This window comes from Streptomyces sp. PL-25 (assembly GCF_058344915.1).
In genome coordinates, this window is the sequence record NZ_CP136997.1 from 4,779,245 (window position 1) to 4,805,960 (window position 26,716).

The 26,716-nt window shown below is 73.7% G+C and carries 18 protein-coding genes and 5 pseudogenes; 14 read left to right on the forward strand and 9 right to left on the reverse strand.

Annotated elements, in window-relative coordinates; genetic code table 11:
* Positions 1 to 164 precede the first annotated feature (164 nt).
* On the forward strand, positions 165 to 2,351 hold the full coding sequence (locus R4Z62_RS21710; RefSeq protein WP_385496456.1) for a DEAD/DEAH box helicase: 2,187 nt from the start codon (positions 165 to 167) through the stop codon (positions 2,349 to 2,351).
* Between the two features lie 99 nt (positions 2,352 to 2,450).
* Here R4Z62_RS21710 and R4Z62_RS21715 read toward each other — a convergent pair whose 3' ends face one another.
* Positions 2,451 to 3,170 (reverse strand): S1 family peptidase, encoded by a 720-nt coding sequence (locus tag R4Z62_RS21715; protein WP_385496455.1) that lies wholly within the window; start codon positions 3,168 to 3,170, stop codon positions 2,451 to 2,453.
* Between the two features lie 340 nt (positions 3,171 to 3,510).
* Here R4Z62_RS21715 and R4Z62_RS21720 point away from each other — a divergent pair, with 340 nt between their 5' ends.
* Together R4Z62_RS21720 and R4Z62_RS21725 are read left to right on the forward strand one after the other, a co-directional pair.
* The gene (locus R4Z62_RS21720) at positions 3,511 to 6,567 is read left to right on the forward strand and encodes an AfsR/SARP family transcriptional regulator (RefSeq protein WP_385496453.1); all 3,057 of its coding nucleotides are present in this window, start codon (positions 3,511 to 3,513) and stop codon (positions 6,565 to 6,567) included.
* A 137-nt stretch (positions 6,568 to 6,704) separates the two neighbouring features.
* On the forward strand, positions 6,705 to 7,481 hold the full coding sequence (locus R4Z62_RS21725; RefSeq protein ID WP_385496452.1) for a DUF4232 domain-containing protein: 777 nt from the start codon (positions 6,705 to 6,707) through the stop codon (positions 7,479 to 7,481).
* A 280-nt stretch (positions 7,482 to 7,761) separates the two neighbouring features.
* On the opposite strand, the pseudogene R4Z62_RS21730 reads toward R4Z62_RS21725, so the two are convergent.
* Positions 7,762 to 8,073, reverse strand: a pseudogene (locus R4Z62_RS21730) (LysR substrate-binding domain-containing protein); the annotation flags it as partial.
* Positions 8,074 to 8,370: 297 nt separating this feature from the next.
* On the opposite strand from R4Z62_RS21730, the pseudogene R4Z62_RS21735 reads away from it, so the two are divergent.
* Positions 8,371 to 8,967: pseudogene (locus tag R4Z62_RS21735) on the forward strand (SDR family NAD(P)-dependent oxidoreductase).
* Positions 8,968 to 9,082: 115 nt separating this feature from the next.
* On the opposite strand, the gene R4Z62_RS21740 reads toward R4Z62_RS21735, so the two are convergent.
* Positions 9,083 to 10,189 carry a pyridoxal-phosphate dependent enzyme gene (locus tag R4Z62_RS21740; protein WP_355483316.1) on the reverse strand — a complete coding sequence of 369 codons (1,107 nt, stop codon included), beginning with the start codon at positions 10,187 to 10,189 and terminating at the stop codon, positions 9,083 to 9,085.
* Between the two features lie 535 nt (positions 10,190 to 10,724).
* Here R4Z62_RS21740 and R4Z62_RS21745 point away from each other — a divergent pair.
* Together R4Z62_RS21745 and R4Z62_RS21750 are read left to right on the forward strand one after the other, a co-directional pair.
* Entirely contained in the window at positions 10,725 to 11,477 is a 753-nt protein-coding gene (locus R4Z62_RS21745; protein WP_385496451.1) for a GntR family transcriptional regulator, read from the forward strand.
* A 509-nt stretch (positions 11,478 to 11,986) separates the two neighbouring features.
* Positions 11,987 to 12,160: an SPOR domain-containing protein gene (locus R4Z62_RS21750; protein WP_159393110.1), complete on the forward strand. Its 174-nt coding sequence runs from the start codon at positions 11,987 to 11,989 to the stop codon at positions 12,158 to 12,160.
* A 178-nt stretch (positions 12,161 to 12,338) separates the two neighbouring features.
* On the opposite strand, the gene R4Z62_RS21755 is transcribed toward R4Z62_RS21750, so the two are convergent.
* Positions 12,339 to 13,763 carry an MATE family efflux transporter gene (locus R4Z62_RS21755; RefSeq protein WP_385496449.1) on the reverse strand — a complete coding sequence of 475 codons (1,425 nt, stop codon included), beginning with the start codon at positions 13,761 to 13,763 and terminating at the stop codon, positions 12,339 to 12,341.
* A gap of 112 nt (positions 13,764 to 13,875) precedes the next feature.
* Here R4Z62_RS21755 and R4Z62_RS21760 point away from each other — a divergent pair, with 112 nt between their 5' ends.
* From R4Z62_RS21760 to R4Z62_RS21775, 4 genes and pseudogenes are all read left to right on the forward strand, one after another.
* The gene (locus R4Z62_RS21760) at positions 13,876 to 14,400 is read left to right on the forward strand and encodes a PadR family transcriptional regulator (RefSeq protein WP_064535007.1); all 525 of its coding nucleotides are present in this window, start codon (positions 13,876 to 13,878) and stop codon (positions 14,398 to 14,400) included.
* 210 nt (positions 14,401 to 14,610) lie between these two features.
* Complete coding sequence (locus R4Z62_RS21765) at positions 14,611 to 15,012, forward strand: NUDIX hydrolase (protein WP_064535008.1); 402 nt, start codon at positions 14,611 to 14,613, stop codon at positions 15,010 to 15,012.
* A 183-nt stretch (positions 15,013 to 15,195) separates the two neighbouring features.
* Positions 15,196 to 15,629: pseudogene (locus R4Z62_RS21770) on the forward strand (ATP-binding protein); the annotation flags it as partial.
* Positions 15,630 to 16,067: 438 nt separating this feature from the next.
* Positions 16,068 to 19,007, forward strand: a complete 2,940-nt coding sequence (locus tag R4Z62_RS21775; RefSeq protein ID WP_385496448.1) for a SpoIIE family protein phosphatase — start codon at positions 16,068 to 16,070, stop codon at positions 19,005 to 19,007.
* Positions 19,008 to 19,168: 161 nt separating this feature from the next.
* Here the strand turns inward: R4Z62_RS21775 and R4Z62_RS21780 are convergent, their stop codons facing one another.
* On the reverse strand, positions 19,169 to 19,828 hold the full coding sequence (locus R4Z62_RS21780; RefSeq protein WP_064535010.1) for a zinc ribbon domain-containing protein: 660 nt from the start codon (positions 19,826 to 19,828) through the stop codon (positions 19,169 to 19,171).
* Between the two features lie 195 nt (positions 19,829 to 20,023).
* Here R4Z62_RS21780 and R4Z62_RS21785 point away from each other — a divergent pair, with 195 nt between their 5' ends.
* Positions 20,024 to 20,266: a hypothetical protein gene (locus R4Z62_RS21785; RefSeq protein ID WP_064535011.1), complete on the forward strand. Its 243-nt coding sequence runs from the start codon at positions 20,024 to 20,026 to the stop codon at positions 20,264 to 20,266.
* Positions 20,267 to 20,424: 158 nt separating this feature from the next.
* Positions 20,425 to 21,645, forward strand: a complete 1,221-nt coding sequence (locus tag R4Z62_RS21790) for an MFS transporter (RefSeq protein ID WP_491520665.1) — start codon at positions 20,425 to 20,427, stop codon at positions 21,643 to 21,645.
* 24 nt (positions 21,646 to 21,669) lie between these two features.
* Here R4Z62_RS21790 and R4Z62_RS21795 read toward each other — a convergent pair.
* The 4 genes and pseudogenes from R4Z62_RS21795 to R4Z62_RS21810 all read right to left on the reverse strand — a co-directional run bounded on the left by R4Z62_RS21795 (position 21,670) and on the right by R4Z62_RS21810 (position 24,524).
* Positions 21,670 to 22,548 (reverse strand): annotated as a pseudogene (locus R4Z62_RS21795) (immunity 49 family protein).
* 44 nt (positions 22,549 to 22,592) lie between these two features.
* Positions 22,593 to 23,447: an immunity 49 family protein gene (locus R4Z62_RS21800; protein ID WP_491520666.1), complete on the reverse strand. Its 855-nt coding sequence runs from the start codon at positions 23,445 to 23,447 to the stop codon at positions 22,593 to 22,595.
* Entirely contained in the window at positions 23,444 to 23,662 is a 219-nt protein-coding gene (locus R4Z62_RS21805) for a DUF397 domain-containing protein (protein WP_064535020.1), read from the reverse strand. Before R4Z62_RS21805 ends, R4Z62_RS21800 begins: the two co-directional genes overlap by 4 nt.
* Positions 23,663 to 23,672: 10 nt before the next feature.
* Positions 23,673 to 24,524, reverse strand: coding sequence for a helix-turn-helix domain-containing protein (locus R4Z62_RS21810; RefSeq protein WP_491520667.1), 852 nt, complete (start codon positions 24,522 to 24,524; stop codon positions 23,673 to 23,675).
* Between the two features lie 225 nt (positions 24,525 to 24,749).
* Between R4Z62_RS21810 and R4Z62_RS21815 the strand changes: the two genes are divergently transcribed.
* Entirely contained in the window at positions 24,750 to 25,184 is a 435-nt protein-coding gene (locus tag R4Z62_RS21815; protein ID WP_491520668.1) for an ATP-binding protein, read from the forward strand.
* Positions 25,185 to 25,306: 122 nt separating this feature from the next.
* A pseudogene (locus R4Z62_RS21820) lies at positions 25,307 to 26,683 on the forward strand (IS1380 family transposase).
* Positions 26,684 to 26,716 lie beyond the last annotated feature (33 nt).

Consider the following 26,716-nt stretch of genomic DNA (forward strand, 5'->3'; position numbering starts at 1 on the left):
CGGGGTTGCCTGTTGCCTCTTCCGTCTTCTGTCGCCCCCGGCTGCTCCTGGACCGTGCCCGGGTGAAGCGAGTGCCCCGGCTTTCCCGTGCGAGCGGATCCGCGGGCCGATGCGACGGCGTGCGGTGGGAGGATGCGGCACGACGGCAGAAAGGGGCGGGGCGGGTGGGGCGGCGGGAGCGGGAGGTCGTGGGGCGGGGGGTGCGGCTGGGGGAGGCCGCGCAGGGGGTCGTCGCGGAGTACGGGCGGGCCGTGGAGGCCGTGCGGGAGGCGTTGCGGCCGCTGCACGACGCACTGGTGGAGCGGGAGCTCGGGGCCATCCCCGTCGCGCGGCTCCAGGACGTCACCGAGGGGCGGCTGCGGCTGGGCGGGGTCGAGCGGAGCGGCTTCGGCACGGTGGGGCGGGTGCTGGCGGCGGGGCCCTACCGGCTGCGGCAGATCCCGGGTGTCGGGCAGCGTACGGTCGACCAGATCCTGGCCGCCGCGCACCGGCTGGCCGAGGCCGTGCACGAGACCGTGGCCGTCCGCATCGATGTGGACCGGCCGGAACCGGGCACCACGGCGCTGGTCATGGCGCTGCACGTCCTGGTGGAGGCCGGACCGGACGCGCGGCGCGCCGTCGACCGGGCCGCCGCCCTCGCGGAGCGGCTGGGGCCGCTGCTGGCCGACGCGCGGCCCGCCGGCGGGCGGCTGCGCATGGCACTGGCGGGCCGGGAGAAGCGGGTTCGTGCGCTGGCCGCGGTCGCCGAGGTGCGGGCGCTGGTGGAGGAGGCGGAGCAGGCGGGGCTCGCGGAGCTGTTCGCGCAGACCTCGGTGGATCTGCTGCGGCCCTCGGCCGACCTCGCGGCCTGGGCGGACTTCGAGCTCCGCTCCGCCGAGTACTACGGCCTGCTCGCCGAGGTCTCCGGGCGGCTGCCCGACGCGGCCGCCGCCGAGGGCTTCCTGCCGGAGGAGGTCGCCGAACGGGTACGGAACCAGCGCCTGGACGATTCCCGCCGCCGGGTGTCCCTGCGCGGCTACCAGGCGTTCGGCGCCCGGTTCGTGCTCGCGCAGCGCAAGGTGATCCTCGGCGACGAGATGGGGCTGGGGAAGACCGTGCAGGCGATCGCCGTGCTGGCCCATCTGGCCGCCGAGGGGCGGGACCACTTCATGGTGGTCTGCCCGGCGAGCGTCCTGGTCAACTGGACGCGGGAGATCGAAGCCCGCAGCGCCCTCCCCGTCCGGGTGCTGCACGGCCCCGACCGGCACGAGGCGTTCGCCGACTGGCAGGCGCGGGGCGGGGTCGGGGTGACCACGTTCGACGCCCTGCGCGGCTTTCCCGCCCCCGACGGGGGCACGGTCTCCCTGCTCGTCGTGGACGAGGCGCACAGTGTGAAGAACCCGCAGGCCAAGCGCTCGCAGGCGGTCGCCCTGTGGGCCGGGCGGTGCGAGCGCGCGCTGCTGATGACCGGGACGCCGATGGAGAACCGAGTCGCGGAGTTCCGCAACCTGGTCGGCATGCTCGATCCCCGTCTCGCCGACTCCCTGGCCGAGGGCGACGCGCTGGCCGGATCGGTCGCCTTCCGCACGGCCGTCGCACCGGTCTACCTGCGGCGCAACCAGGAGGACGTGCTCACGGAACTGCCCAGTCTCCAGCACACCGACGAGTGGGAGGAGCTGAGCGCGTCGGACGAGGAGGCGTACCGCGAGGCCGTCCGCGCCGGGAACTTCATGGCGATGCGCCGGGCCGCGTATCTGCGCCCCGAGAAGTCGGCCAAGCTGGAACGGCTGCGGGAGATCGTGCAGGAGGCCGCGGCGAACGGGCAGAAGACCGTCGTCTTCTCCCACTTCAAGGACGTGCTGACCGTGGTGGAGCAGGCGCTCGCCGCTACCGGCGGCACACCGCTGTCCGGTCCGCTGACCGGGAGCGTCCCGGCCGGCCGGCGGCAGCGGATCGTCGACGACTTCGCCGCCGCGACCGGTCCGGCGGTGCTCCTCGCGCAGATCCAGGCGGCGGGCGTCGGCCTCAACCTGCAGGCCGCCTCCGTCGTCGTCCTGTGCGAACCCCAGATCAAGCCGACCCTCGAGCACCAGGCGGTGGCTCGGGCCCACCGCATGGGCCAGGTCAGACCGGTCCGCGTGCACCGGCTCCTGGCCACCGGCGGCGTCGACGAACGCCTGGTGCGGATGCTGGAGCGCAAGTCCCGCCTGTTCGACGCCTACGCCCGCCGCAGCGCCGTGGCCGAGGCCACGCCGGACGCCGTCGACGTGTCCGACACGGAACTGGCCCGGCGGATCGTCGAGGAGGAGCAGGAGCGTCTGGGGCTGGAGAAGGAGCCGGTCACAGACAGCGGTGGCAGCGGCCGGGCGTAGGCAGTCGCCGGAGCGCCGCGGTCATGCGCCCGGCGCCGGGCCCCGTACGGACGACGGGAAGGGGCCCGGCGCCGAGCCGAACGCGTCGCCGGTCGCTCCTCAGACCCCCGCGACCGACTGGATCCACGACCGGTACGCCGTGACGTTGGCGTACGCCGTGCTGGACTGGCGGTCGCTGGTGGAGGCGACGCCGACCTGGACGCCGCCGGCCATCATGGGGCCGCCGGAGTCGCCGCCGGCGGTGATGCCGTTGCCGCGGGAGGCGCAGATCGCGGAGCCGCCGTAGGCGTCGCTGCAACCGCCGCTGACGGTGACGTCGGCGACCTTCAGATAGCGGGACTGGCAGTTGATCTCGGAGCCGCACTGGGAGGTCGCGCCCCAGCCGTAGACCTGGACGCTCTGGCCGACGCGTACCGTGCCGGGCTGGCCGAGGGTGGCGTACGTGGTGGACACCGAGCGGTCCAGGCGGACCAGGGCCAGGTCGGCGCTGTGGGTGTAGATCTGGACGCCGTTGGCCGTGGTGCCGCCGCTGTACTGGTCCAGGCTGCCGATGCGGAACGACAGGGAGCCACTGGAGACGCAGTGCTTGGCCGTGAGGATCCAGGTCGGCGCGATGATCGTGGCCGAACAGCTCTCCTGGCCGTTGGCGTACAGCCGGGCCGCCCAGGGGCCGCTGGAGGCGTAGCCGCCGCCGATGATGGGCTGCGGGGCCCTGGTGGTGGGGGGCGCGGACGGGGCGGCGCTCGCCGTGGGGGCGAGCAGGGCCAGGACGGAGACGGCGGCTGCGGCGAGTGCGGGCGCGAGTCGGGATATGCGCAAGATTCCTCGATCCGGAGGACACGTCGGGTGGACGTGTGCGGGCGGGTGGGGAAGGTGACGACGGCCTCGTGGGCCCGGCCCGCGCCGTACGGCCGCCCGGAGGGCAGTTGTCGACGTGGGCATGACACAACCTTCCGGACGGGGAAGCGGCTCGGGTACTCCCATCCGGCCATAACGCGGTGATATGGCCGCGGCCGGGCCGCCCGCCGGGAAAGTCGAGGGGCGGGGCGCCGCCGCCCGTCCGGTCCCGTGCCCGGGATCGGCAGGTGGGGCACGGTACGGGTGGGCTTCCCACGTATCCTCGGCACGGGACGGGGCCGCGGATCAGGAGGTACACAGGGTGGAGTTCCGGCTGCTCGGATCCGTCGCCGTGGTGACGGAGAACGGAGACTTCGCCCCCGGTCCCGTGAAACGGTGCAGTCTGCTGGCCATGCTCCTGCTGCGGCCCAACACCGCGGTCAGCGTCGACCAGCTCACGGCCGCGCTGTGGGAGGACGAACCGCCCACCCACTTCAAGACGGTCCTGCAAGGCCACGTCTCGCGGCTGCGCGCCCTGCTCGCCGACCACGGCGCCCGCGAGTACGGCGTCGAGCTGACCACCCAGGGCACGGCGTACGAGCTCCAGATGCCGGAGTCCCTGGTGGACGCCCACCGCTTCGAGGAACTGGTCGCCCTCTCCCGCGTGCAGCGCCGGCCCGCCGACACCGTCCGCATGCTGCGCGAGGCGCTCGCCTGCTGGCAGGGCCCCGCCCTGACCGGCACGGTGCGCAGCGGTCCGCTGGAGGCGGCGGCCGGCGGCCTCGAAGACCTGCGGCTCGCCTCGGTGGAGGCGCTGGCCGAGGCGTACGGGCAGCTCGGCGAGCACGGCAGGGCCGCCGCCGTACTGCGCACCGAGGCCGTCGCGCATCCGCTGCGGGAGTCGCTGGCCGCAGCCCTGATGCTGGCCCTGGGCCGCTCGGGACGGCAGTCCGACGCGATCAACTGGTACCACCGCACCCGGCGGCTGCTCGCCGACGAACTCGGCGTGGACCCCGGCGACGCGCTCACCGAGGCCTACGCCGTCCTGCTGCGCGCCGCCGACCCCGCGCCGCTGCCCGCCCGTACGGCCGCGGAACCGGCCACCGGACCCGCGGCGGGGCCCGCGGCGGGATCCGCGACCGGCACTGCGACCGGCACTGCGGCCGGTGCCGCCGGTGGGTCCCCCGCCGGTCCCGCCGCAGGTGCCGCCGCGGGCACCGCCGAAGCCGTGGGAACCACCGCCGGACCTGCTGCCGGAGCCGTTGAGGACGCCACCCCGTCGGCTGCCGGACCGGTCGACGGGCACACCCCCGGACCGGGCACGGCAGCCGCCGCGGCCACCCCGACACCGGCCGCCGATGCCGCTCCGCAGCCCGCATTCCCGCCCGGCCCCCCGTCCGGACCCTTGTCCGGCCCCGCGTCCGCACCGCCGTACGTCCCCCAGCCCGGCCCCCAGTCCGTCCCCCAGCCCGTCCCGGCCGCAGGCCACCTCGTCCCGCCGCACGCCGATCCGCCCGTACCGCAGTTGCTGCCCCGGCCGCCGCGCGGCTTCACCGGCCGGGACCCGGAACTGGCCGCGCTCGGCCGGGCCGTCACCGCCACCGACGCGCCCGTCTGCCTGATCACCGGGGCCGCCGGGGTCGGCAAGACCGCGTTCGCCCTGCACTGGGCCCATCAGCACGGTGCCGCCTTCCCCGACGGACGGCTCTTCGCCGACCTGCGCGGCTTCAGCGACACCCCGGCGCCCGACGCCGGAACGGTGCTGCGGGAGTTCCTGCTGGCCCTGGGCGTCGCCCCGCAGCGCGTCCCCGAGACCACGGCCGCGCGCGGCGCGCTGTTCCGCACCCTCACCGACGGCCGCCGGCTGCTCGTCGTCCTCGACAACGCCCGTTCCTCCGAGCAGGTCAGACCGCTGCTCCCCGGCGGCGACCACTGCGTCACGCTGGTCACCAGCAGGGACCGGCTCGGCGGCCTCATCGCCTCCGACGCCGCCCGGCCGCTGCCGCTCGCCCACCTCCCGGCCGCCGACGCCGAGGCGCTGCTCGCCAGCGTGCTCGGCGAGGACCGGATCGCCGCCGAACCCGAGGCCGCCGCCCGGCTGGCCGGACTCTGCGACGGGCTGCCGCTCGCCCTGCGCGTCACCGCCGCCCGGCTCGCCCAACGCCCCCAGTGGACGCTGGGCGCGATGGCCCACGAACTCGCCGACGAACACGGCCGCCTCGCCCTGCTCGACGTCGAGGACACCGGCGTCTCCGCCGCCCTGCACCTGACCGTGCAGCAGCTGCCCGAGCCCGCCGCCCGCATGTTCCGCGCCATCGGCCTGCACACCGGCTCCGACCTGGACCGGTTCGCCGCCAGCGCGCTCGCCGGGACCACCCCCGCCCAGGCCGGAGCCGACCTGGACCGGCTCGCCGCCGCCCATCTGCTCACCGAGTCCGTCCCCGGCCGCTGGACCCCGCACGACCTGGTCCGCCTCTACGCCCGCCACCTCGCCCCGCAGGCCGACCCCGAGGGCCTGCGCCGCCTGCTGGACCACTACCTGTTCACCGGGCTCGCCGCCGACGCGGCCGCCGAACCCGGCTCCCAGCCCTGCTACGCGCTGCCCGCCGACGCCCGCCGCCCGGCCGCCACGCGGGAGTTCGACGACCGGGCCGCCGCCCTCGCCTGGTACGCGGCCGAGCGCCCCGCGCTGGAGGGCGCCGTGGCCGCGGCCGCCGCACTCGGCCTGCACGACCGGGCCTGGCGGCTCGCCCTGGTGCAGTGGCCGCTGATGCTGTGGCGGATCACCGACGGCTGGACCCCGCTGCTGGAGGCCGGACTCGCCTCCGCCGAGCACGAGGGCGACCTGGACGCGCAGTCGCGGACCCGGGCCCTGCTCGGCTGGATCCTGCACGAGGAGGGCCGGGACCCCGAGGCCCTGGTCCATCTGGAGGCGGCACCCGAGCTGGCCGCCCGCGCGGGCGACGCCATCAGCGAGGCCATCGCCTGCGTCAACCTCGCCGCCGTCCTGGACTCCACCGGGGACAGCGTGCGGGCCGGGGAGCTGATGACCCGCGCGGTGGCCCTCGCCGACAGCACCGGCCACCCCGCCACCCAGGTGCTGGCCCTCCAGCACCTGGCCCAGTACTGCCTGCGCACCGGCGCCCACGAGGCCGCACTCGCCCACACCCTGCGCGCCACCGAGCTGGTCTCGCCGCACGCGGTCGTCGGCCGGGCGCAGCTGCGGATCCTGCGCGGCGAGGCACTGGCCGGGCTGGGCCGGACCGCCGAGGCCGCGGACGAGTTCCGGCAGGCGACGGCGGCGTCCGAGGCGGCCGGGTTCACCCAGGGTTCGGAGCGCGCCGCACGGCTGCTCTCCCTGCTGGCAGCGAAGCGTTAGCGGGACGTAAGCAGGACGGCAGCGCGGACGCCGAAGCTGAGTACATGGCACCGAGCGCGGGACACCGGGCACCGGGACGTCCGGGGACACAGGTGCCGTCCATCTCAGCTTCACACCGCCTCGGGGGAGAACCCACCATGCGCAACCACCGCAAGCACACCGTCCTGGCCGTCGCCGCCTTCGCCGCCCTCTCCCTGGGCCTGACCGCCTGCGGCAGCGGCGACGGCACCAGGGACGAGGGACAGGCCACGACCTCGCAGCAGGCCACGGACTCCGCCACCGCCGCCGCGACGACCGGCACCGCCGGGACCGCCGGCTCGTCCGCCTCGGCCGCCGGCTCCGGCAAGTCCGGCTCCGCGAACTCCGGGACCGCCGCCGATGCCGCCGCCAAGAAGAACAAGGGCGGCTCGGGCACCGGTGCCGGCGCCGGTTCGGACTCCGGTTCCGGTTCTGGTTCTGGTTCTGGCAAGTCCGGCGCGAACGCTCCCGCCTGCACCTTCAGCGACATGAAGGTCACGATGGAGAAGGCCGACGAGACGCCCACCGAGCACATCGTGCTGACCGCGACCAACAAGTCCTCCCACTCCTGCCGCCTGCTGAAGTACCCGCTGCTCGCCTTCGGTCCCATCCAGACCGCCAAGGACGTCCCGGCCGTCGCGAAGAGCAAGCCGGGGGCGCCGGTCGTGCTGGCGCCCGGCCAGCCGGCGTACGCCAACGTCCGGGTCGCGAACGGCGGCGCGCACGAGGACAACAAGGTCGTCAAGGAGTTCGACGTGAACTTCTTCGCCGCCGACGGCCCCGCCGAGGGCAGCATCGTCGTGCACGCCCCGTCCGGCGGCCTCGCGGTCGACGAGGCGGTCGCCAAGACCGGCTACTGGACCGAAGAACTGCGCAACGGCGCCGACGAGTTCTGAGCCGCCCGTCGGCACCCCGCGGGCCCGAGGGCCCGGTACGATTCCCGCCGTCCGGCCGGGTCGCACCGGGCCCTCGTGGCGTACGTACGGCCCTCGTGGCGTGAGTGCATACGGACGCATGGACCGGTGCCGCCCGCCGCGCACCGGGCGGGTGGTCACCTGGCCGAGCGTGATGAGAGCGGGGCGTTGCCCGCCGCGACCAGGCAGACGCCGAGACCGGCGACGAGCGCCTCGTACGTCTCCTCGGTGCTCGCCACCTCGGCGCCGATCCGCGGCGGCCGGCCGCCGCGGGCAGGGCCAGGAACGGCAGTCCGGCCAGGTCCGCGAAGTCGATCTCCGCGCGGGCGGCCGGCGGATGCCATTCCGGCAACGCGACCAGCCGCGGTTTCTCGGCGACGACCGTCCACGCGTACCGCTCGGCGGCGGGCAGCGGCAGCCAGACGAAGGCCACGTCCACGGTCCCGTCCGCCAGGCCCGCCGTCGGATTTTCCCAGCTCGCCCGGCGCAGCCGCAGCAGCGCCTCGGGCCGTGCCGCGGTGAACCGCGAGCGGATCGCGGGCAGCAGACCGCCGCGCCCCGGACTGGTGCTCATGCCCAGCACCAGCGTGCTGCGGGCCGCCGCCCGCGCCGCCTCCACGGCGTCCGCGCCCCGCGCCCACTCCTCCAGCACCCGCCGGGCGCGCGGCGCGGCGCCGCACCGGCCGGGGTGAGGGCCACGCCCTGCGCCCGGCGCGTGAACAGCTCGGTGCCCAACTGCCCCTCCAGCGCGGATCTGCTTGCTCAGCGCGGGCTGGGAGACACAGAGCCGTCCGGCGGACGAGTCCGGTGTCCGAGGACGAGAGCCCAGGAGGAACCGTGTACCAGAGGGAACCGTGAACCAGGGGGAACCATGAACAAGGTGCGGCTGGCCACCGGCGCGAGCAGCGGCTTCGGACGGGCGCTCACCGAGCGCCGGCCCTGGACGTCGCCGACACGGCCGCCGCCGAGGCCGCCGTACGGGACGTGCTGGCGCCCTGGAGAAGACCACCGAGCAGGAGCTGCGGGACCTGTTCGACGTGCACGCCTTCGGCCCGGCCGCGCTCACCCGCGCCTACAGCGGGACGAAGTTCGCCCTGGAGGGCATGTCGGAGGCACTCGCGGACGAGGCCGCCGATACGGGATCAAGGCGCTGATCGTCGAGCCGGGCGCCTTCCGTACGTCGCTCTTCGGCACCGGGAATGCCGGACTCAGCCCGGACAGCGGCGTGTACGCCGGTGTGCGCGGGACCCGGGACGCCGTGGCGGCCGGCGACGGCACCCAGCCCGGCGACCCGGCCAAGGCGGCGGCGCCGATCCTCGCCGCGCTGGAGTCGGACGGCGCCCCGCTCAGGCTGCCGCTGGGCGACGATGCCGTCACCGCCCTCCTCGGCCATCTCGGCCGGGTGCGCGACGACATCACGGCCTGGGAGAAGCGCACTCGCACCCGCGCCACCGCCTTCGACGACTGAGCGCCCGGACCGGCGAGTCACGCCGGGTCCCGCCCGGACCCGCGGACTCCACCGGATCCCGCCCGGACGGAGCCCGGAACTCAGGCCCGCGTCAGACCCGACTCCAGGCCCGACTTCAGGCCCGCGCCAGGCCCGACTTCAGGCCCGCCCCGCACAGCGGCACCACCGCCGACCTGCCGCCGAGCGCGCCCTCGCGTACGGCCGCCCAGCACACCGCGCTCGTCGACTCGACATACAGCCCCTGCGAGGCCAGGTCGAGCTGCGCGTGCCGGATCCGGTCCTCCGAGACGGTCAGGAAGGTGCCGCCCGAACCGCGTACCGCGCGCAGGATCTGCCGGGCGCGCGGCGGGCGGGGGATGGCGATGCCCTCGGCGTGGGTGGGGGAGAGGGTGGTGTCGCCGACGAGTTCGTCCGCGCCCTCCTGCCAGGCGTGCGCGAGCGGCGCCACCGCCGCCGCCTGCACCGCCCAGAGCGCCGGACGCCGGTCCAGCAGGCCCGCCCCGTACAGCTCGGCGATCGCCAGCGCCGCGCCCAGCAGCAGGGTGCCGTTGCCCACGGGCAGGACGAGCACATCGGGCAGCCGGCCGCCCAGGTCCTCCCACAGCTCGTGGACGTAGGTCTTGGTGCCGTGCAGGAAGTACGGGTTGTAGACGTGCGAGGCGTAGAAGGTGCCCGGCTCGTCCGCCGCCCGCCGGGCCGCCGCGCCCGCCGCCTCCCGGTCGCCGTCGACCACCTCCGGGCGGGCGCCGTGCGCCTCGATCTGCTCCAGCTTCTTCGCGGACGTGCCCAGCGGGACGTACACCGTGCAGGGCAGACGTGCGCGGGCGCAGTACGCGGCGATCGACGTGCCCGCGTTGCCGCTGCTGTCCGCGACCACCCGGGTCGGTCCGACGCGCTGCGCCAGCTGGGCCAGCAGCACCGCGCCCCGGTCCTTGAAGGACAGCGTGGGCATCAGGTAGTCCAGCTTCGCCGACACCTCGTCCGTCAGCGTCACCAGCGGTGTGCGGCCCTCGCCCAGGGACACCGTCGGCTGGGCCAGCGGCAGCGTCTCCGCGTACCGCCACAGCGAGTTCACCCGGCCGCTCAGCGACTTCAGCGGCGCCGGGGTGGGCGCGAAGTCGAGATCCAGCGGGCCGTGGCAGGACGGGCAGCACCAGGCGAGCGAGTCACTGGGCACCCGGACGCCGTCGGTGGGGCAGTAGCGGTCCGGCAGAGGGCTCATGGGGGCAGGTTAGGGCCTGTGCGGCCGATCGGCCGGGATCCGGGCGGGCCGGGGGATCCGCCGGAAGCCGCGGGAAGCCGCGGGAAGCCGCGGGAAGCCGCCGGGATCTGCCGGGGCCCGTCCGCCGGTCGTCCTCTTCCCGAGGCCCGGCGCGCGCGGCTCCGGTGTGCGCCGGGTGCACGACCCGAGCGCGGATTCCACTCCGCTCAATGCACCCGATGCACCCGATGCCCCCGGCGACCCGGCTGCCGTGTTCTCCTTCTCCGCTCCGCACCCGGTGGCTGTCACGGGGCGCGAAGCTCTGGGCCGCGGCCGCCGGGTACGCCGTCGAAGACCGGCGTACGGCCCGGGAGACGGCTGTGACGTGCGGGGCGGGGCCCACGTGCGGCGGTTCCCTTACCGGGGAGAAAGTGCCTGGGTAAAGCCCCCCGACACCACAACTCATCACTTCGAGTGATTCCTTGGCCTCGACTTGCAAGTCACAACCTACGGTTGCCACCCTGTTGCTGTCTGTGCAACCTGATGGGAGTGGCCAGTGACTTTCGGTGAGCAGCCGGCGTATCTGCGCGTCGCGGGCGACCTCCGCAAGAAGATCGTCGACGGTTCGCTGCCCCCGCACACCCGGCTGCCCTCCCAGGCCAGGATCCGCGAGGAGTACGGCGTCTCGGACACGGTCGCCCTGGAAGCCCGCAAGGTGCTGATGGCCGAGGGCCTGGTCGAGGGCCGCTCCGGCTCGGGGACGTATGTGCGCGAGCGGCCCGCGCCGCGCCGGGTCGCCCGCTCCGGCTACCGCCCGGTCGGCGGCGCCACGCCGTTCCGGCAGGAGCAGGCGGCCGCCGACGCGCGCGGCACCTGGGAGTCGCGCAGCGCGCAGACCGAGGCGGGCGGCGCGATCGCCGACCGGCTCGGCATCAAGCCCGGCGACCGCGTGATGCGCACCAGGTACGTGTTCCGGGACGCGGGCGAGCCGATGATGCTCTCCACCTCCTGGGAACCGCTCGCCCTCACCGGCCGCACTCCGGTCATGCTCCCGGAGGAGGGCCCGCTCGGCGGCATGGGCGTCGTCGAGCGCATGCGCGCCATCGACATCGTCGTCGACAACGTCACCGAGGAGGTCGGCGCCCGCCCCGGCCTCGCCGAGGAACTGCTCACCCTCGGCGGCGTCCCCGGCCATGTCGTCGTGGTCGTCCAGCGCACCTTCTATGCCTCCGGCCGCGCCGTGGAGACGGCCGACGTGGTGATCCCCGCCGACCGCTACCGGGTGGCGTACCACTTGCCCGTGAAGTAGCCACCCGCCGCCTCCGCAGCAGGACCCGCGCGGCCTCGGCGGTACCGCCCGCCGCCTCCGCGGTATCACCGGTGCGCTCATGTCACCGGCGTGCGGCGCGGCGCGGGCCGGGTAGTGCGCGCCCCCTGGTGCGGTTCCTGGTGCGGTTCGGCCGGTGCATGGCTCCGTCCCGGCCTGTCCGCAGGGCGCGCGCCCCGTTCCCACTGCGCTGGATTCCGGCCGTCCTCGCAGGTCGCCGCCGCGCGCACCGGCCGACGGCGCGGGGCTTGCGACCGTGCGCCCCTCATGTCCGCGTGCGGCGCGTTCATCCCTGTGCGCCCCCTGCGGATTGGCCGGTTGCATACCTCTTTGTGAAAACCCGTATCCGCTGAGTGAAGGTTGGGCGTAGGCTCGGGCATATGCGAGCTGCGGTTTCCGCGGCAGGCGGAGACACGGCAGAAGGCCGCAAGCCGGACGCGGCCGGGCGCGCGCGGAGCACGCGCCGGGCGGAAAGGAGCAGTGGGGGCGGGATGAACGACAGTACGGTCACTCTTCCCTGGCTGGTCGTCCGGCAGGACGACAACGGCAACCGCTACCGCGTGGGCAGATACGCCACTCGCGACGAGGCCGAGGAGACCGTCGGCAGCCTGCAGAGCCACGGCCACAAGCAGCTCTACTGGGTCGAGTGCCTCGAAGAGCGCTGAGGCGAAGCGGGGGCGGCCCGGGATGCCGCGGCGGGCGGCTCCGGAGCGGGTGGCGGTGAAGAGCACGCCCCGGCGTGCCCCGGCGCACAGGCCCGCATCGCACTTCTCTCCTCCCTCCCGTCCGTTCCTTCCCTTTCCTCTCTCACCTCTCTCGCCCTCTCCTTCCCCCTTGCCTCTCTCACCCTCTCCTTTCCTCCTTGACTTCCCCCGCGTCTTCCTCGACGCCTCCCGCTTCCTCCGCCGCCGCCTCGTCCTCGGGCCGGCCGGTGGCCGCCGGGAGCGCGGCGCGCCGGTACATCCTGACGACGGCCGCGCACTGCGCGGCCATGGACGCCGCCATGGCCGCGCAGATGCCGGGCAGCCCCGAGCCCGACAGCCCGTACGCGAGCGCCAGTTGAAGCAGCACCCCGCACAGCGTGATCCGCGCGAGGGCGGGACTTCCGCCGCTGCCTTCGAACACCCCGCCCAGCGCGATGAAACAGGCGAGCAGCACCAGGTACGGCCCCACGCACCGCAGATAGAGCGTGCCGGCCTCGGCCACCGCGCCCGCACCGCCGAACGCCCGCGTGATCCACGGCGCGGCGGTGAGCAGTGCCAGCAGGGCCGTCAGCCCCAGTGCCCCGGCGAGGAGCAGCGCCTGCCGCCCGACGGCCCGTCGCGCGTCGTGCCCGGTGCCGAGCAGATGGGCGGTGCGGATGGCGGCGGCCTGGCGGACCGAGTAGAAAGCCATGGTCGCGACGTACATCGCCTTGGTCGCGATGCCGTAGGCGGCGACCTCGGCGACACCGATCCGGGCCACGAGGGCGACGAGGGCGAGCGCGCCCGCCATCCGGGTGACGAAGTCGGCCGACATCGGCAGCCCCGTCGCGGCGACCGTACGGGCATCGGAGCCGAGTGACCCCGTCCCGTCCGACCACGCCCCGGCGGCCCGGCGCAGCACGGCATTGCGGCGCAGTGCGAGGAATCCGCAGACCAGCGCGGCGGTCCGGCCCAGCACCGTGGCGGTCGCCGCCCCGCGGACACCGAGCCCGCACCCGAGGATGAGCAGGGGGTCCAGCACGAGGATCAGCCCGTTGGCGAGCACGGCGAGTCGCATCGGGGTGCGGGTGTCGCCCGCCCCCTTGAGGATGCCGTCCACGACGTTGGTCGCGAAGAACACCGCGATCCCCGGCAGCGCGATCGAGAAGTAGCCGGTGGTGAGGGGCAGCGAGCCGTCCTCGCCGCCCCCGAGCACGAGCCGGGCGAGCGGTTCGCGGCACAGGAACCCGCCCAGGGCGACGCAGGGCGTGATGATCGCCCACAGTGCCCAGCCGCCGCGCACGGCGGAGCGCAGCGCCGCCGGATCCTGTGCGCCGCGGGCCCGTGCGACCAGCACGGTCGTGCCCGACCCGGCGACGAGGATGACGCCGAGCAGCAGGTTCTCCAGATTGGTGGCGACGGCCACCGCGGCGACGGCCTCCCCGCCGAGCCTCGCCACCCAGACCATGTTGATGATCCCGGCGGTGACGCCCGCGAGCAGCTCGAAGTAGACCGGGAACGCCAGCGACACCAGCGTGCGCCGGTGCTCTGCCGCCGTCACGACCGCGTCCGCCCTCATGGGCATGCCTCCCCCTTTTCGCTGTACCTCGAATCGAGGTACAGCGAAAAGAGATAACATGACCGCACGGGGCGGGCAAGGGCGAGCGTTCGCATGGGCGAGAGAACGGGGACGGCGCGTGCTGGAGCTGTCGATTCTGGGATTCCTCCACGAGGAGCCCCTGCACGGTTACGAGCTGAAGAGCCGCATCCAGGGCCTCAGCGGCCACATCCGCCCGGTCAGCGACGGCGCGCTCTACCCGGCCATCACCCGGCTGGTGAAGGCGGGGCTGGTCGAGCAGCGCACCGGGCCCGGAAGCGGTGCGGCGCCCCGGCGGATCCTCTCCCTCACCGAGGCGGGACGCGCCGACCTGCGGGCCCGGCTCCGCCACCCCAAGGACGCCGAAATCACCGACGGACAGCGCTTCTTCACGCTGCTCGCGTTCCTGCGGCACCTCCCCGACCGGGCGGAGCAGGCCGCCGTCCTCCGCCGCCGGCAGGCCTTCCTCGACACTCCGGCGAGCTTCTTCTACCGCGACGGCGAGCCGGTGCGGGCCGAGGAGGCGCCGGACCTCTTCCGGCAGGGCATGCTGCGCATCGCCCGCGCCACCGGTACCGAGGAGAAGCGCTGGCTGGCCGAGGCGATCGAGGCGCTGGAGGGCTGAGTCGATCGAGGCCCTGGAGGGCTGAGGCCGGTCCGCCGGGCAGGCGCCGCTCCCGTCGCCGGCCCGCCGGACGGGCGCCGCTCCCGTCGCCGGCCCGCCGGACGGGCGCCGGTCCCCTCGCCGGTCCGCCGGACGGGCGCCGCTCCCGTCGCCCGCACCGGTCTCGTAAGGTCCTGCCTGACGCGGGTTCCGGACGGCGAAGGCGGAGTGATGACGGTCCTGATCGACACGGTGGCGTGGGTGCGCGTGGAGAACGGCAGGATTCTGTGCGCCAGGCCCCGGGGGAAGGACGTCTTCTACATCCCCGGCGGCAAGCGGGAGGGCGCGGAGAGTGATCTGGAGACCCTGCTCCGTGAGATCGAGGAGGAGCTGACCGTGCTCCTCGACCCGGACAGTGCGCTGCACGTGGGCACGTACGAGGCCGAGGTGCCCGAACTGCCGGGCGGTGCCGTGGTGCGGATGAGCTGCTACACCGCCGAGTATCAGGGGAGGTTGGCGGTGAGCAGCGAGATCGAGGAGATGGCCTGGTTCTCGTACGCGGACCGGCCGCTGGTCCCGCCGGTCGACCAACTGCTCTTCGACGACCTCAGGGCCGGTGGCGAATTGAGGTGAGCCGGTACCACCCGGCGAGGCGGGGAGAAGCGGGGCGGGATGGGCCGGGACGGGGCGCGGGCCTTCCCTCGCCCGGCCGGACTTCGGGCCGGAAGACCGGGCGGGATTCCGGGCGGCCGGGCGGTACCGCTCCCGGAAGTGCGGTACTGGCCGCTGGATACCGGGTATGTGCCCATTAACCCCATGAAACCGGACATGGGAGTTCGCTGGCCCGGGAAGTGATCGGCGTGACCGACTCCGAAGGCGACTGCGCCGAGTGGACCTTCTCCGCGGAGCCCGGCGCGGTGCGCACGGCCCGTGCCGCCGTCCGCGGCCAGCTGCGCACCTGGGCGCTGGACAGTGTCGGCGACACCGCGGCCCTGCTGGTGAGCGAACTGGTCACCAACTCGCTGCGGCACGCGCACGGCCCCATCGGGCTGCGGCTGGTGCGTCCGGCAGGGCTGCCGCACGTGCTGCTGGTCGAGGTCTCCGACCCGCTTCCGGACCCGCCCCGCGAACGCCGCGCCCACCCCGACGACGAGGGCGGGCGCGGTCTGCAACTGGTCGCGGCCTCCTCCCGCCGCTGGGGCACCCGGCCGGACCGGTCGGGCAAGACGGTGTGGTTCGAACTGGCGGTGCAGGCGCACAACCCGGCCGCACCGACCGGCGACGGCGTCTCGCCGGAGCGGAACGGCTCGGACCGCTCCGGCCGCTCCGGCCGCTCGGACCGCTCGGACCGCTCGGGTCACACCAGTCGCTCCAGTCGCTCCGGCGGTCCGAACGGCCCGGTGCCGGTCGCCCGTGACGAAGGGTGACGACGGATGCGGAGCGGGTCATCCGGGGTGCCCCTCGCCGGCACTCGTCCGCGGCGGTTGTCCGCAGAGGGGTTCGACGGGGTGTTGCCTGGTTAGAAGACAGGTTGTGTTGTCACAGGACGGATCGGGCCGGACCAAAACGCATCGGGATGCTCCTGTGATCGTGAACACCGTGTTGTGCGGCGCCGTAGTGCTGGATACTGCGGGCAGCCGCCCCCGGTGACCGGTGCCGGACGCGGTGAGCTGGAGGGGACGGTTCGCGTGAGCGAGATACCAGCGAAGGCCACGGAGTCCGAGGACCCGTCGGACGGCGCGAGGACGGGGACCGCGGGCGGCGGGGCCGTCGCGGGACCCGCGGGGGTCGAGGGCGCGCCGCCCGTGGACGCGATGTGGCAGAGCAGTCCGCCCGGCTCCATCTACGACTACATCAAGGTGGCGTCCTTCTCCATCGGCCCCGACGGGCACGTCGACCAGTGGAGCCTGCGCGCCGAGCAGTTGTTCGGCATCCCGGCCGAACGCGCCGTGGGAATGGACCCCATCGAGGCGTTCATCGACTCCGATCTGCGCGAGCAGGGCCAGCGCAAGATGGCCGAGATCCTCGACGGTCGGGAGTGGACCGGGGTCGTCCCGTTCCGCCTGCCCGAACCGGACGACGACGAGCCCCGCTCCCGTACGGAACACGGCGCGCTCACCGGGACCGAGGACGCGGCCGGGACGGGGACCGGGGGCGCGCGCGGCGCACGCGGGACGGGCGGCGCCGACGGCGCACGCGGCACCGGCGGAGCGCCCGGTGCGAACGGCGTGAACGGCGCGAGCGGCGCGAGCGGCGTGAACACCGCGACCGCTGCGGGCATCGCGCCCGGCGCAAGCACCGCGAACGGCGCAGGCTCCGCGCCCGGCTCAGGCAGCACCCCGGCTGCCGCGCCCGGCGCGAGCGGTGCGAGCGGCGCACGCGGCGCGCACCGGCCGCGTGTCACGCGCGGCCTCGCCGAGGTGTACGTCATGCCGACCCGCACCGCCGAGGGCGACAAGGCCGCCGTCTGTATCGTCGTGGACGTCCGCACCCTGCGCAGCATCGAGACCGACCTCGCCGCCTCGCAGGCGATTTTCGGCCAATCCCCGTTCGGTTTCCTGCTGCTCGACCCCGATCTGCGGATCCGCCGCGCCAACCAGCGGTTCGCCGCCACCTTCGGCGGCAGCCCCGACGACCACCGCGGCAAGGGCGTCCACGACTATCTGCCCCGGGCCGAGGCCGACCGCGTCTCCGCCACCCTGCGCCGGGTCCTGGCGAGCGGCGAGTCCATCACGGACATGCACGTCACCGGCTTCGTCCCCGGCTCGGACCAGCGCCGCCACTGGTCCATCAACCTCTACCGCGTGCACAGCGGCAGCGGACGCCCCATCGGCATCGCCTGGCTCGGCACCGACATCACCGCCCGCCGGGCCGCCGCCCGCGAGGCCGCCGCGGCCCGGCGCAACCTCGCCCTCCTCAACGAGGCCGGCGCCCGCATCGGCAACTCCCTCGACCTGGAGACCACCGCCCGCGAACTCCTCGACGTCGTCGTCCCCGGCTTCTGCGACCTCGCCACCGTCGACCTGTACCAGGGCCTGCTGGCCGGTGACGAGACCCCGTCCGGACTCGCCGACGGCAGCGCCGAACTGCGCCGGGTCGCGTTCGCCAGCGCGGTGTCCGGCGCCCCCCTGTCCGCCACCGGCGCCCCCGTCGAACTGGGCGCCGTCCACCACTACGCCTTCAACTCGCGCTGCGCGCACGCCCTGCGCACGGCCCGCCCCCAGGTGGTGCCCGGCGAGGACGGCGGCCTGGTGCACTCCACGCTGGCCGTCCCGATGGTCGCCCACGACACCGTCGTAGGACTCGCGCAGTTCTCCCGGACCAAGGGCAGCGAGCCGTTCGGGGACCGCGACCGCGACCTCGCCGTGGAACTCGCCGCGCGCGCCGCCGTCTGTATCGACAACGCCCGCCTCTACCGGCGCGAGCACGAACGCGCGCTCATACTCCAGCGCTCCCTGCTGCCGCCCGGCGACCCGGAGGCGTCCGGCCTGGACATCGCCTGCCGCTATCTGCCCGGCAACGCGGCCACCGGCCGGCCCAGCGAGGTCGGCGGCGACTGGTTCGACGTCATCGAACTGCCCGGCCACCGCACCGCGCTCGTCGTCGGCGACGTGATGGGCCGCGGGCTGCGCGCCGCCGTCGCCATGGGCGAACTGCGCACCGCCGTACGCACCCTGGCCCTGCTCGACCTCGAACCGGCCGAGGTGCTCTCCCAGCTCGACGAGATCGCCCGCGGCCTCGGCGCACCCGGCGGGATCCAGCAGGCCACCCGCGCGGCCCGCCGCCCCCGCGAGGCCGACCTCTCCGAGGTCTACCTGGCCACCTGCGTCTACGCGGTCTACGACTCCGTCACGCGCCGCTGCACGTTCGCCAACGCGGGCCATCTGCCGCCGGTTCTGGTCGAACCGGGTGAGCAGGCGCTCATGCTCGACGTACCGCCCGGCCTGCCGCTCGGCGTCGGCGGCGAGCCCTTCGAGGAGGTGGAGGTCGAACTGCCCGAGGGCGCCCTGCTGGCCCTCTACACGGACGGCCTGGTCGAGTCCCGCGACCACCCGCTGGACGAGGGCCTCCAGGCGTTCGTCGGCGCGCTCACCGACCCGAACCTCCCCCTGGAGGACGTCTGCGACCACGTCCTCCACACGCTCGGCAGCCATCACGGCGAGGACGACATCGCCCTGCTCATGGCCCGCGTCCAGGGCCTGCCCGCCGAGTCCGTGGGCGACTGGACGCTGCCCCGCGAGCCGCGCAGTGTCGGCCGCGCCCGCGAGTACGCCCGCACCCAGCTTCTCGCCTGGGACCTGGAGCCGCTGGTCGACACCACCGAGCTGCTGGTCAGCGAACTGGTCACCAACGCGCTCCGGTACGGCGAGGGCGAGATCCGGCTGCGGCTGCTGCTGGACCGCACGCTGGTCTGCGAGGTCTGGGACTCCGGCCTCGTCCAGCCGCGCCGCCGCCGCGCCCGCGACACCGACGAGGGGGGCCGCGGCCTTCAGCTCGTCGGCCTGCTCAGCGCGGCCTGGGGCTCCCGCCGCACCCCCCGCGGCAAGACCGTCTGGTTCGAACTCCCGCTCCCGGACGGCGACACGCCCCTCACCGATCCGGCGGAAGCGCTGCTGAGCCTCTTCTGATGCTCTTCGGACCTCTTCGGACCTCTTCGGACCTCTTCGGACCTCTTCGGACCTCGTCGGACCTCTTCGGACCCTCTTCTGGTTCTCCTCTGGTCCTCCTCTGAGCGGGCCCGGTCCGGTGGCCGGGCGCGGCACCGCGCGCCCGGCCGGAGACGTGCCGGTCAGCGCCGGGTGCCGCAGGTGGGACAGAAGGCCGCCGACGCGGGCAGCTCGCCGCTGCACGAGCCGCAGGTGTCAGGCTGCGCCATGCGCAGGCCGCAGCCTGGGCAGAACGGGCTGCCGTGGGTCTCGGTACGGCACTGCGGACACACCAGTTGCCGGGGCGTGTTCACGTCGAAGCGCTGACCCGCCTGCTGACCGGCGGCGTACGCACGGTCGCTGACCGCGTCGTTGAGCCCGCGCCGCTGCGCGGCGAGCGCCTCGGCGGCCGTGTCGGGGGCGCACTGGAGGCAGATGCCCTGTCCGGCGTTCCAGCAGCGGTCGCAGACGTAGTGCGTACAGCGCGGACACCGGTTGAAGTGGTCCTGGGCGGTGGATATCGCCCGCTGGAACGCGGCGTCGCGCGACTTGCCGTAACCGGCGCCCGCCAGCCCCTCGACCGCGCTGGACACGCTGCTTCCGGTACGTCCCACCAGCCCCCACGCGGCACTGACACCCTTGTCGACCCAACTGGCCGCTCTGCCGCCCGCGTAGGCCTCGAAGGGCGAGCGCCAGGTGTCGTAGCAGCGCTGGCAGCTGAACTCGAACTGGAATCCTGCGCCCGTGCCGCGCTCCTCACACAGGTCGCGGTAGTTGTTGCTGAAGTAGATCTCGTCGCTCATGGCAGCCCTTTCCGGCCGTCCTGCGGCCGGGCCCCCGCCCGGCCGTCTCCCGCCCCGGCCGACACCCCCCTTGGCGTGACCGCGACGGCGCCCATGGCTCTCAGCAGGGCACGGGCGCAGAACACTTTCCCACACGGCGCCGAGGCGGGCGGCGGGAGTGCCCCGGGTGTGAGACGGCCGGGGTAGGGTCCGACGATGCCTTTCGACGACGACGAACCCGTGTTCAGGCGGAGCAAGTTCGGCACGAACCGCTACGAGTACAACCCGGACAACCCTGTCGGCATGGCACTGATCGTCCTCTCGCTGCTCGTCGCCGGTGTGGTGCTGCTGCTCATGCACGAACACGCCGGGCCTTTCGCCCGCCCCGCGGACCGGGACACGTACACCCCCGCCCCGGCGGTCCCGTCGGCCCCGCCCGCGGACTCCTGGCAGCCCTGACCCACGCCATGTGTCCGGCGTCGGGCAGGAACGCGACAGCGACGACGAGGGGGACGGGGTGAGGGGGACGGTGCTGTCGCAGAGCTGCCAGCACCCCTTCCCGAGCACTGCTGGACTGATGGCGTATCACGCTGCCTCCACAGGACGGGACACCCACCATGCCGGCAACCACCACCACCCCGGCCGCCAGCCGCCCCGCGGCCCCCGGATCCCCGCTGCCGGGGTGGCCGGCCGTGATCGCGGTGACGCTCGGCCTCTTCGCCGTCGTCACCACCGAGATCCTGCCGATCGGCCTGCTGACCTCGATCGGATCCGGTTTCACCGTCTCGGACGGCATGGCCGGGCTGACGATGACCATGCCCGGCTTCCTGGCGGCGCTCGCCGCCCCGCTGGTCACCGCGGCCACGGCACGCCTCGACCGGCGGCTGATGCTCTGCGCCCTCATGCTCCTGCTGGCCCTGGCGAACTTCCTCGCCGCCGCGGCGCCCGACTACTGGCTCGTGCTGGTCTCCCGGATCATGGTCGGGATCACGATCGGCGGCTTCTGGTCGATCGGGGCGGGACTGGCGGAACGGCTCGTGCCGCCCGCCTCGGCGGGCAGGGCGACCGCCGTGATCTTCTCCGCCGTCCCGCTGGGATCCGTCCTCGGCGTGCCCCTGGGCACCCTCGTCGGAGACCTCTTCGGATGGCGGACGGCCTTCACGGCCCTGGGCGTCCTGTCCGGCGGCGTCCTGCTGATGCTGCTCCTGCTCCTGCCGCCGCTCCCCCCGGCCGGGGCCACCCGGCTGCGCGTCCTCGGCGGCCTGTTCCGCGCCCCCGGCACCCGCCGCGCACTCCTGCTGACCTTCCTCGTCGTACTCGCCCACTTCGGCGCCTACACCTACGTGACCCCGTTCCTGCACCAGGTCACCCACGCCGCCGACGGCACGGTCACCGCGTTCCTGCTGCTCTACGGGGCCGCCGGCATCCTCGGCAACTTCCTCGGCGGCGCATGGGCACCCCGGCACCCCCGTGCCGTCCTCGGGGCCGCGGCCGCCCTGATCGCCGCGTCGACCCTCCTGCTGCCGCTCCTGGGCCACGGCGAAACGGGCGCCGTGCTCCTCCTCCTGACCTGGGGCATCGCCTACGGAGCCGTCCCCGTCGCCTCCCGGACCTGCTTCGCCGATGCCGCCCCGGACACGCCGGAGGCGGCATCGGTCCTCTTCACCGCCTCCTTCCAGGCGACGCTCTCCCTGGGCGCCCTGACCGGCGGAGCCACCCTCGACCGCACCTCCGCCTCCACGCTCATGCTGCTGGGCGGCTGCACGGCGTCTCTGGCGGCCATGGCGTCTCTGGCGGCGGGGACAGCGGGAGCGACCCGCACCCGGCGGCGCGGCTGAATCCGAATCACCGACACAGACGGCTCAGGTGTCGTACTCCCCGACCCAGGACCGGTCCAGCAGGGCCCGGGGGAGGTAATCGGACTCGACCTCCACGGTGAGGCCCTGGTCGTGGGCGAGGCAGGCCATGGCCAGGGGGCCGAGGGCGACGAGGCCGTCGGCGCTGGTGGCGCGGCCCTCGTCGGCGGTCCAGTAGGCCCTGTGCCGGCGCAGCGCGTCGGTGAGCGCCGTGCCGAACGCGGCGCTGTCGTGGCGGACGACGCGGTAGAGCAGCATCATCGGCGGATAGAGGAGCTGCGACACCAGGTCCGCGTCCGCGTCCGTGTGCCGCCGTACCTCCGGGGCGGTCTCGTCGACCGCGGCGACGAGCCGGTCGCCCAGGTCCCGGCGGCCGAGCCAGAAGCTCTGCAACGCGCCCACTCACGCGTAGACGTACTCGTCGAAGACTGCGCCGGACCCGCGCAGCAGGGAGACGGGCACCTCGGCCAGGCGGCGGAGGCGGTCGTTGGCGCGGCAGACCATCGCCAGGTAGAACGCGGTGACCCAGGTCCCCGCGTTCAGATGGGCCTCGGGACCCGTGGCGGGGACGACCCGTTCCCGGTCCTTGATCCGGCAGGTGACGCTGCCGCCCGCGGGCGCGGTCGCCGCGGCGAAGAGCGCGGACCCGGTCTGCATGGCGGTGACCCACGCCTCCCAGGTCGCGAACTCCGCGGCCCGCGGATCGAGCGCACAGCGCTGCTGCGCCAAGGCGAGTGTGGTGCTCAGTGCCTGCGGACGCAGCACGGGCGAGCCGGCGAACTCGTCGACGATCCAGTCCGCGGTCTCACCGAGCGCTTCGAGGGTGTCCGGCACATCGCCGGTCGGGTACTCGTGCCGGTCGACGTGGGCGGCGCGCGTGCGCATCTCGGTTCTCGGCCTCTCGCGGCTCAGGTGTCGTACTCGCCGACTCAGGACCGCCTCAGCAGGGCCCGGGGCAGGTACTCGGACTCGACCTCGACGGGCATGTCGGCGTCGTGGGCCATGCAGGCGACGGCGAGCGGGGCGAGGGCCACGAGCCCTTCGCCGCTCAGGGAACGGGCCTCGTTGGCCGTCCAGTACTCCTTGTGCCGGGTCAGGGCGTCGGCCAGCGCCGTGTTGAACTGCCCGGGTTCGCGGCGCAGATAGCGCTGGAACAGGTCGAGCGGCGGGTGGAGGATCTTCAGCATCAGCTCGGGACCGGCGATCGGGGCCCGTCGCGGGTCCGTCCCGTCGATCGCGGTGACGAGGGTGTCCCAGACGGCCGGGCGACCGAACCAGAGGTGCTGGAGGGTCTCCACCCAGGCATAGACGTACTCGTCGAACTCCGCGCCCGACGCGCGCAGGAAGGAGACCGGTACCCGGGCAAGCCGGTCGACCCGGCCGTTCTCCCGGCAGATCACCGCGAGGTAGAAGGCGGTCAGCCAGTTCCCGGCGTGCAGCTGGTCCTGCGGCCCGGTCGCGGGGAGCTGCTTGACCTCGTCCCTGCTGCCGATCCGGCACGGCACGGGCCCCTCCGCCGCCGTACCGGAGGCGAACAGCGCGCTGCCGACCTGCATCGCGGTGACCCACGCCTCCCAGCTCGGGAACTCGGCGGCCCGCGGATCGGTCAGGCACCGCCACTTCGCGAGGGTGAGGGTGCTCGGCAGGGCGTCGTAGCGGTCGTCCTCGGAGGTCTCGATGCCGTCGAGGATGTCCGCGGTGTTCTTGATGATCGGTGCGATGAGTTCCGCCGCGTTGTCGGTACGGAACTCATGGCGGTCGACACGGACGGCTCCGGACGTCATCCCCAAACCTCCGCCTCCCCCGGCCGCCCGCTCGCCGCCCTGAGGCCACCGACGAACGCGGCGAACGCGGTGGAGGGGAAGCTGAGGACGGCTCCGCCGGGGGTTTTGGAGTCGCGGACGGCTGTGCGGGCGGGGCGGGGGGAGATCTCCACGCAGGCGTTGCCGTCGCCGCTACCGGAGTGGGTGGACTTGCGCCAGTTCTCGACAGGTCCCATCAGAATCGCCTCACAGCTCCTTAGCCAGCCTGTGGATGAGGTCACGCGACCGCTCCGGGCCGAGTGAGACGGTCTCCACCCTACGGAAAAGCGCTCGGAAGACGGCAAGTTGGGCCTCGGAGTCGATGAAGAGCGCGCCGTGCGGACCATCCCGTACGACAGTGTCCAAGCGTGGCACCACACCGCCCGCGTACACCATGGCGGCGGTGACGTCGGCGAAGTCGTCCAGTTCGAAAGGAATCACCCGCACACTGACGTGGTCCGCCTCCGAGAGCTCAAGGATGCGGGCGAGTTGGACGCGCGAGGCTGCCCGGCCGCCGACCTTGATGCGCAACGCCGCCTCATGGACCAGTACGTCATACGGGACGGGCGATGGTTCCTCGATGATGACGCGGCGCCGCATTCGGTGTTCCACACGCAACTCCACCTCCTCGCCAGGCGGTTGTGGGACCCGGCAGGCGAAGAGCGCCCGCGCGTAGTCCTCCGTCTGGAGAAGCCCTGGTACGTGCAGGAAGTCCACGTCCCACCGGAAGGTGGCGTGGTGCTCCAGCTCGGACAGGTCCAGGAACGAGGTGGGCAGACGCCCGCGGTACTCCTCCCACCAGCCGCGCGTCCGGTCGGTCGCGAAGGCGGCCAACGCGTCGACGAGTGCCTGGTCCGTGCACGCGTAGTGGGCGGCGAGGCGCCGCAAGCGCTCCTCGCTCACGCCGGTGGTGCCCGCCTCGATCTGGCTGATCTGTACGGAGTTGACGCCTAGCAGCTTCGCGGCCTGGCGCGAGCTGAGGCCGGCCGCGTCCCGGAGTCGGCGCAACTCCGTCGCCAGACGTAGTTGGCGCGCCGTCGGTTCACGCCTGGTTCCCATCGACCTGCTCCTCGCCCAACCTGCCGGGAATCGCGACTCCTTCGGGTGTCAGGTTACGCGATCGGCTTGCCTCAGGTTAAAACTAATCTCTACCGTCGGTGATGCGACGCACACGCTGCGGAACCCCGGGTTACCGGAAGCGCACCGCTCCGTCCTGCCGCGACGGCTGCGACAGGCCACCGCCCGCCGACCGCACAGAACCCCATCCCCTCACGGAGTCGCCCCATGCCCGAAACCGGAACCGACATCACGGCAGCCACCACTCCCTGGGAGTACTGCCTCTACATCCCCAACGACCCGCGCGCGGTCACAGTCAGCCGCCGCACCCTGCGCCTGGCCCTCACCCTGCACGGCCTGATCCAGCTTGTGGACACCGCCGAACTCCTCGCCGCAGAGCTGGTCTCGAACGCCGTACGGCACACGAAGGGCCCGGCGGCGCTGCGCCTGCGCTGGGCGGTGGGCGTACTGCGGATCAGCGCGTGGGACACCGACCCCGCGCCCCCGGAGCCTCCCCTGCCACCGGACCGGGTGACAGACCTGGAGGGCGGTCGCGGCCTCGCCCTGGTCAAGGCGTGCGCCGACCTGTGGGGCTGGCAGCCTCTGGCTAGGGAGGGCAACCGGGGGAAGGTCGTCTGGTGCGAACTCTCCACCGCGGCTTAACCTCGCGCTTTCACGAGTTGGGCTGTCCAAGCATTGATCAGAAACACGGAAAGTGCCCTTGACCTGCAACGATGGGACTTGCTGAGGGTCCTGTTGGCTGCAAGGAAAAGAGCACTTCCCAGGTGAGAGAGCCTATCTCGTCGTACCCACGTGTCCGTGTCCAGGGAGACGGTCGGCAGGTGGTCTCGCAGGCCGGTGCGGTCCTGCTGCTGGAGACGGTCCGCAAGACGGGTCTTGACCAGGCGGTATCCGCAGCTCTGGCGCCGTGGCGGAAGCCGCGGGCCGTTCATGATCCCGGCAAGATCCTCCTGGATCTCGCTCTGGCGGTCGCATTGGGCGGGGACTGCCTCGCGGACGTCGCATGCTGCGGTGCGAGCCGGCCGTCTTCGGCCCGGTCGCCTCCGATCCGACCGTCTCCCGCCTGATCGACACCCTTGCCGCCTCCGGCGAGAAAGCCCTGCGAGCCGTCCGAAACGCGCGGTCAGAAGTCCGTGATCGTGCCTGGTCGTTGGCCGGTGAGAACGCCCCGGACTCCGATGGCCAGGTCACCGTCGACCTCGACGGCGTCCTGCTGATTGCGCACTCCGACAAGCAGGATGCGGCCGCGACCTGGAAGAAGACCTACGGCCATCACCCACTGACGGCCTTCGTCGACCACGGACCGGGCGGAACCGGCGAGCCCGTCGCCGCTCTTCTCCGGCCGGGCAACGCGGGCTCCAACACAGCCGCCGACCACATCACCACCGCACGGCTCGCCCTGGCACAGCTGCCGAAGAACCACCGGCGGGGACGGCAGACGCTGATCCGCACGGACTCCGCCGGCGGCACCCACGACTTCGTGTCCTGGCTCGCGAAGCGAGGCCGATGGCTGTCCTACTCGGTCGGCATGGTGATCACCGAGACCATCCACCAGCATGTGCTGAAGATCTCGGCCCTGACCTGGACCCCGGCCGTCGAGGCCGACGGCACGGTCCGTGACGGGGCCTGGGTCGCCGAGCTCACCGGCAGCCTGCTGGACGGCTGGCCGAAGGGCATGCGACTGATCGTCCGCAAGGAACGGCCGCATCCCGGGGCCCAGTTGCGGATTTACCGACGCGGACGGCATGCGGATCACGTGCTTCGCGACCAACACCCCGGACCGTCCCATCGCCGAACTCGAGCTCCGGCACCGGCTGCGGGCCCGCGCCGAGGACCGGATCCGGGCCGCCCGGTCCACCGGCCTGCGCAACCTGCCCCTTCACCACACCGCACAGAACAAGGTCTGGCTGGAGATCGTCCAGATCGCGCTCGACCTGCTGGCCTGGATGCCCATGCTCGCCCTGACCGGCCAGGCCCGTCTCTGGGAGCCCCGCCGCCTGCGGTTCCGCCTGCTCCCCACCGCCGCCCAGCTCATCACCACCGGCCGGCGCCGCATCCTCCGTCTCGCCCGCCACTGGCCCTGGACCGGTGAGGTCACAGGCGCCCTCGAACGGCTTGCACTCCTGCCGAACCCCGGCTGACCAGCACCCTTCCCGTCCCTACGAGAGAGCCGC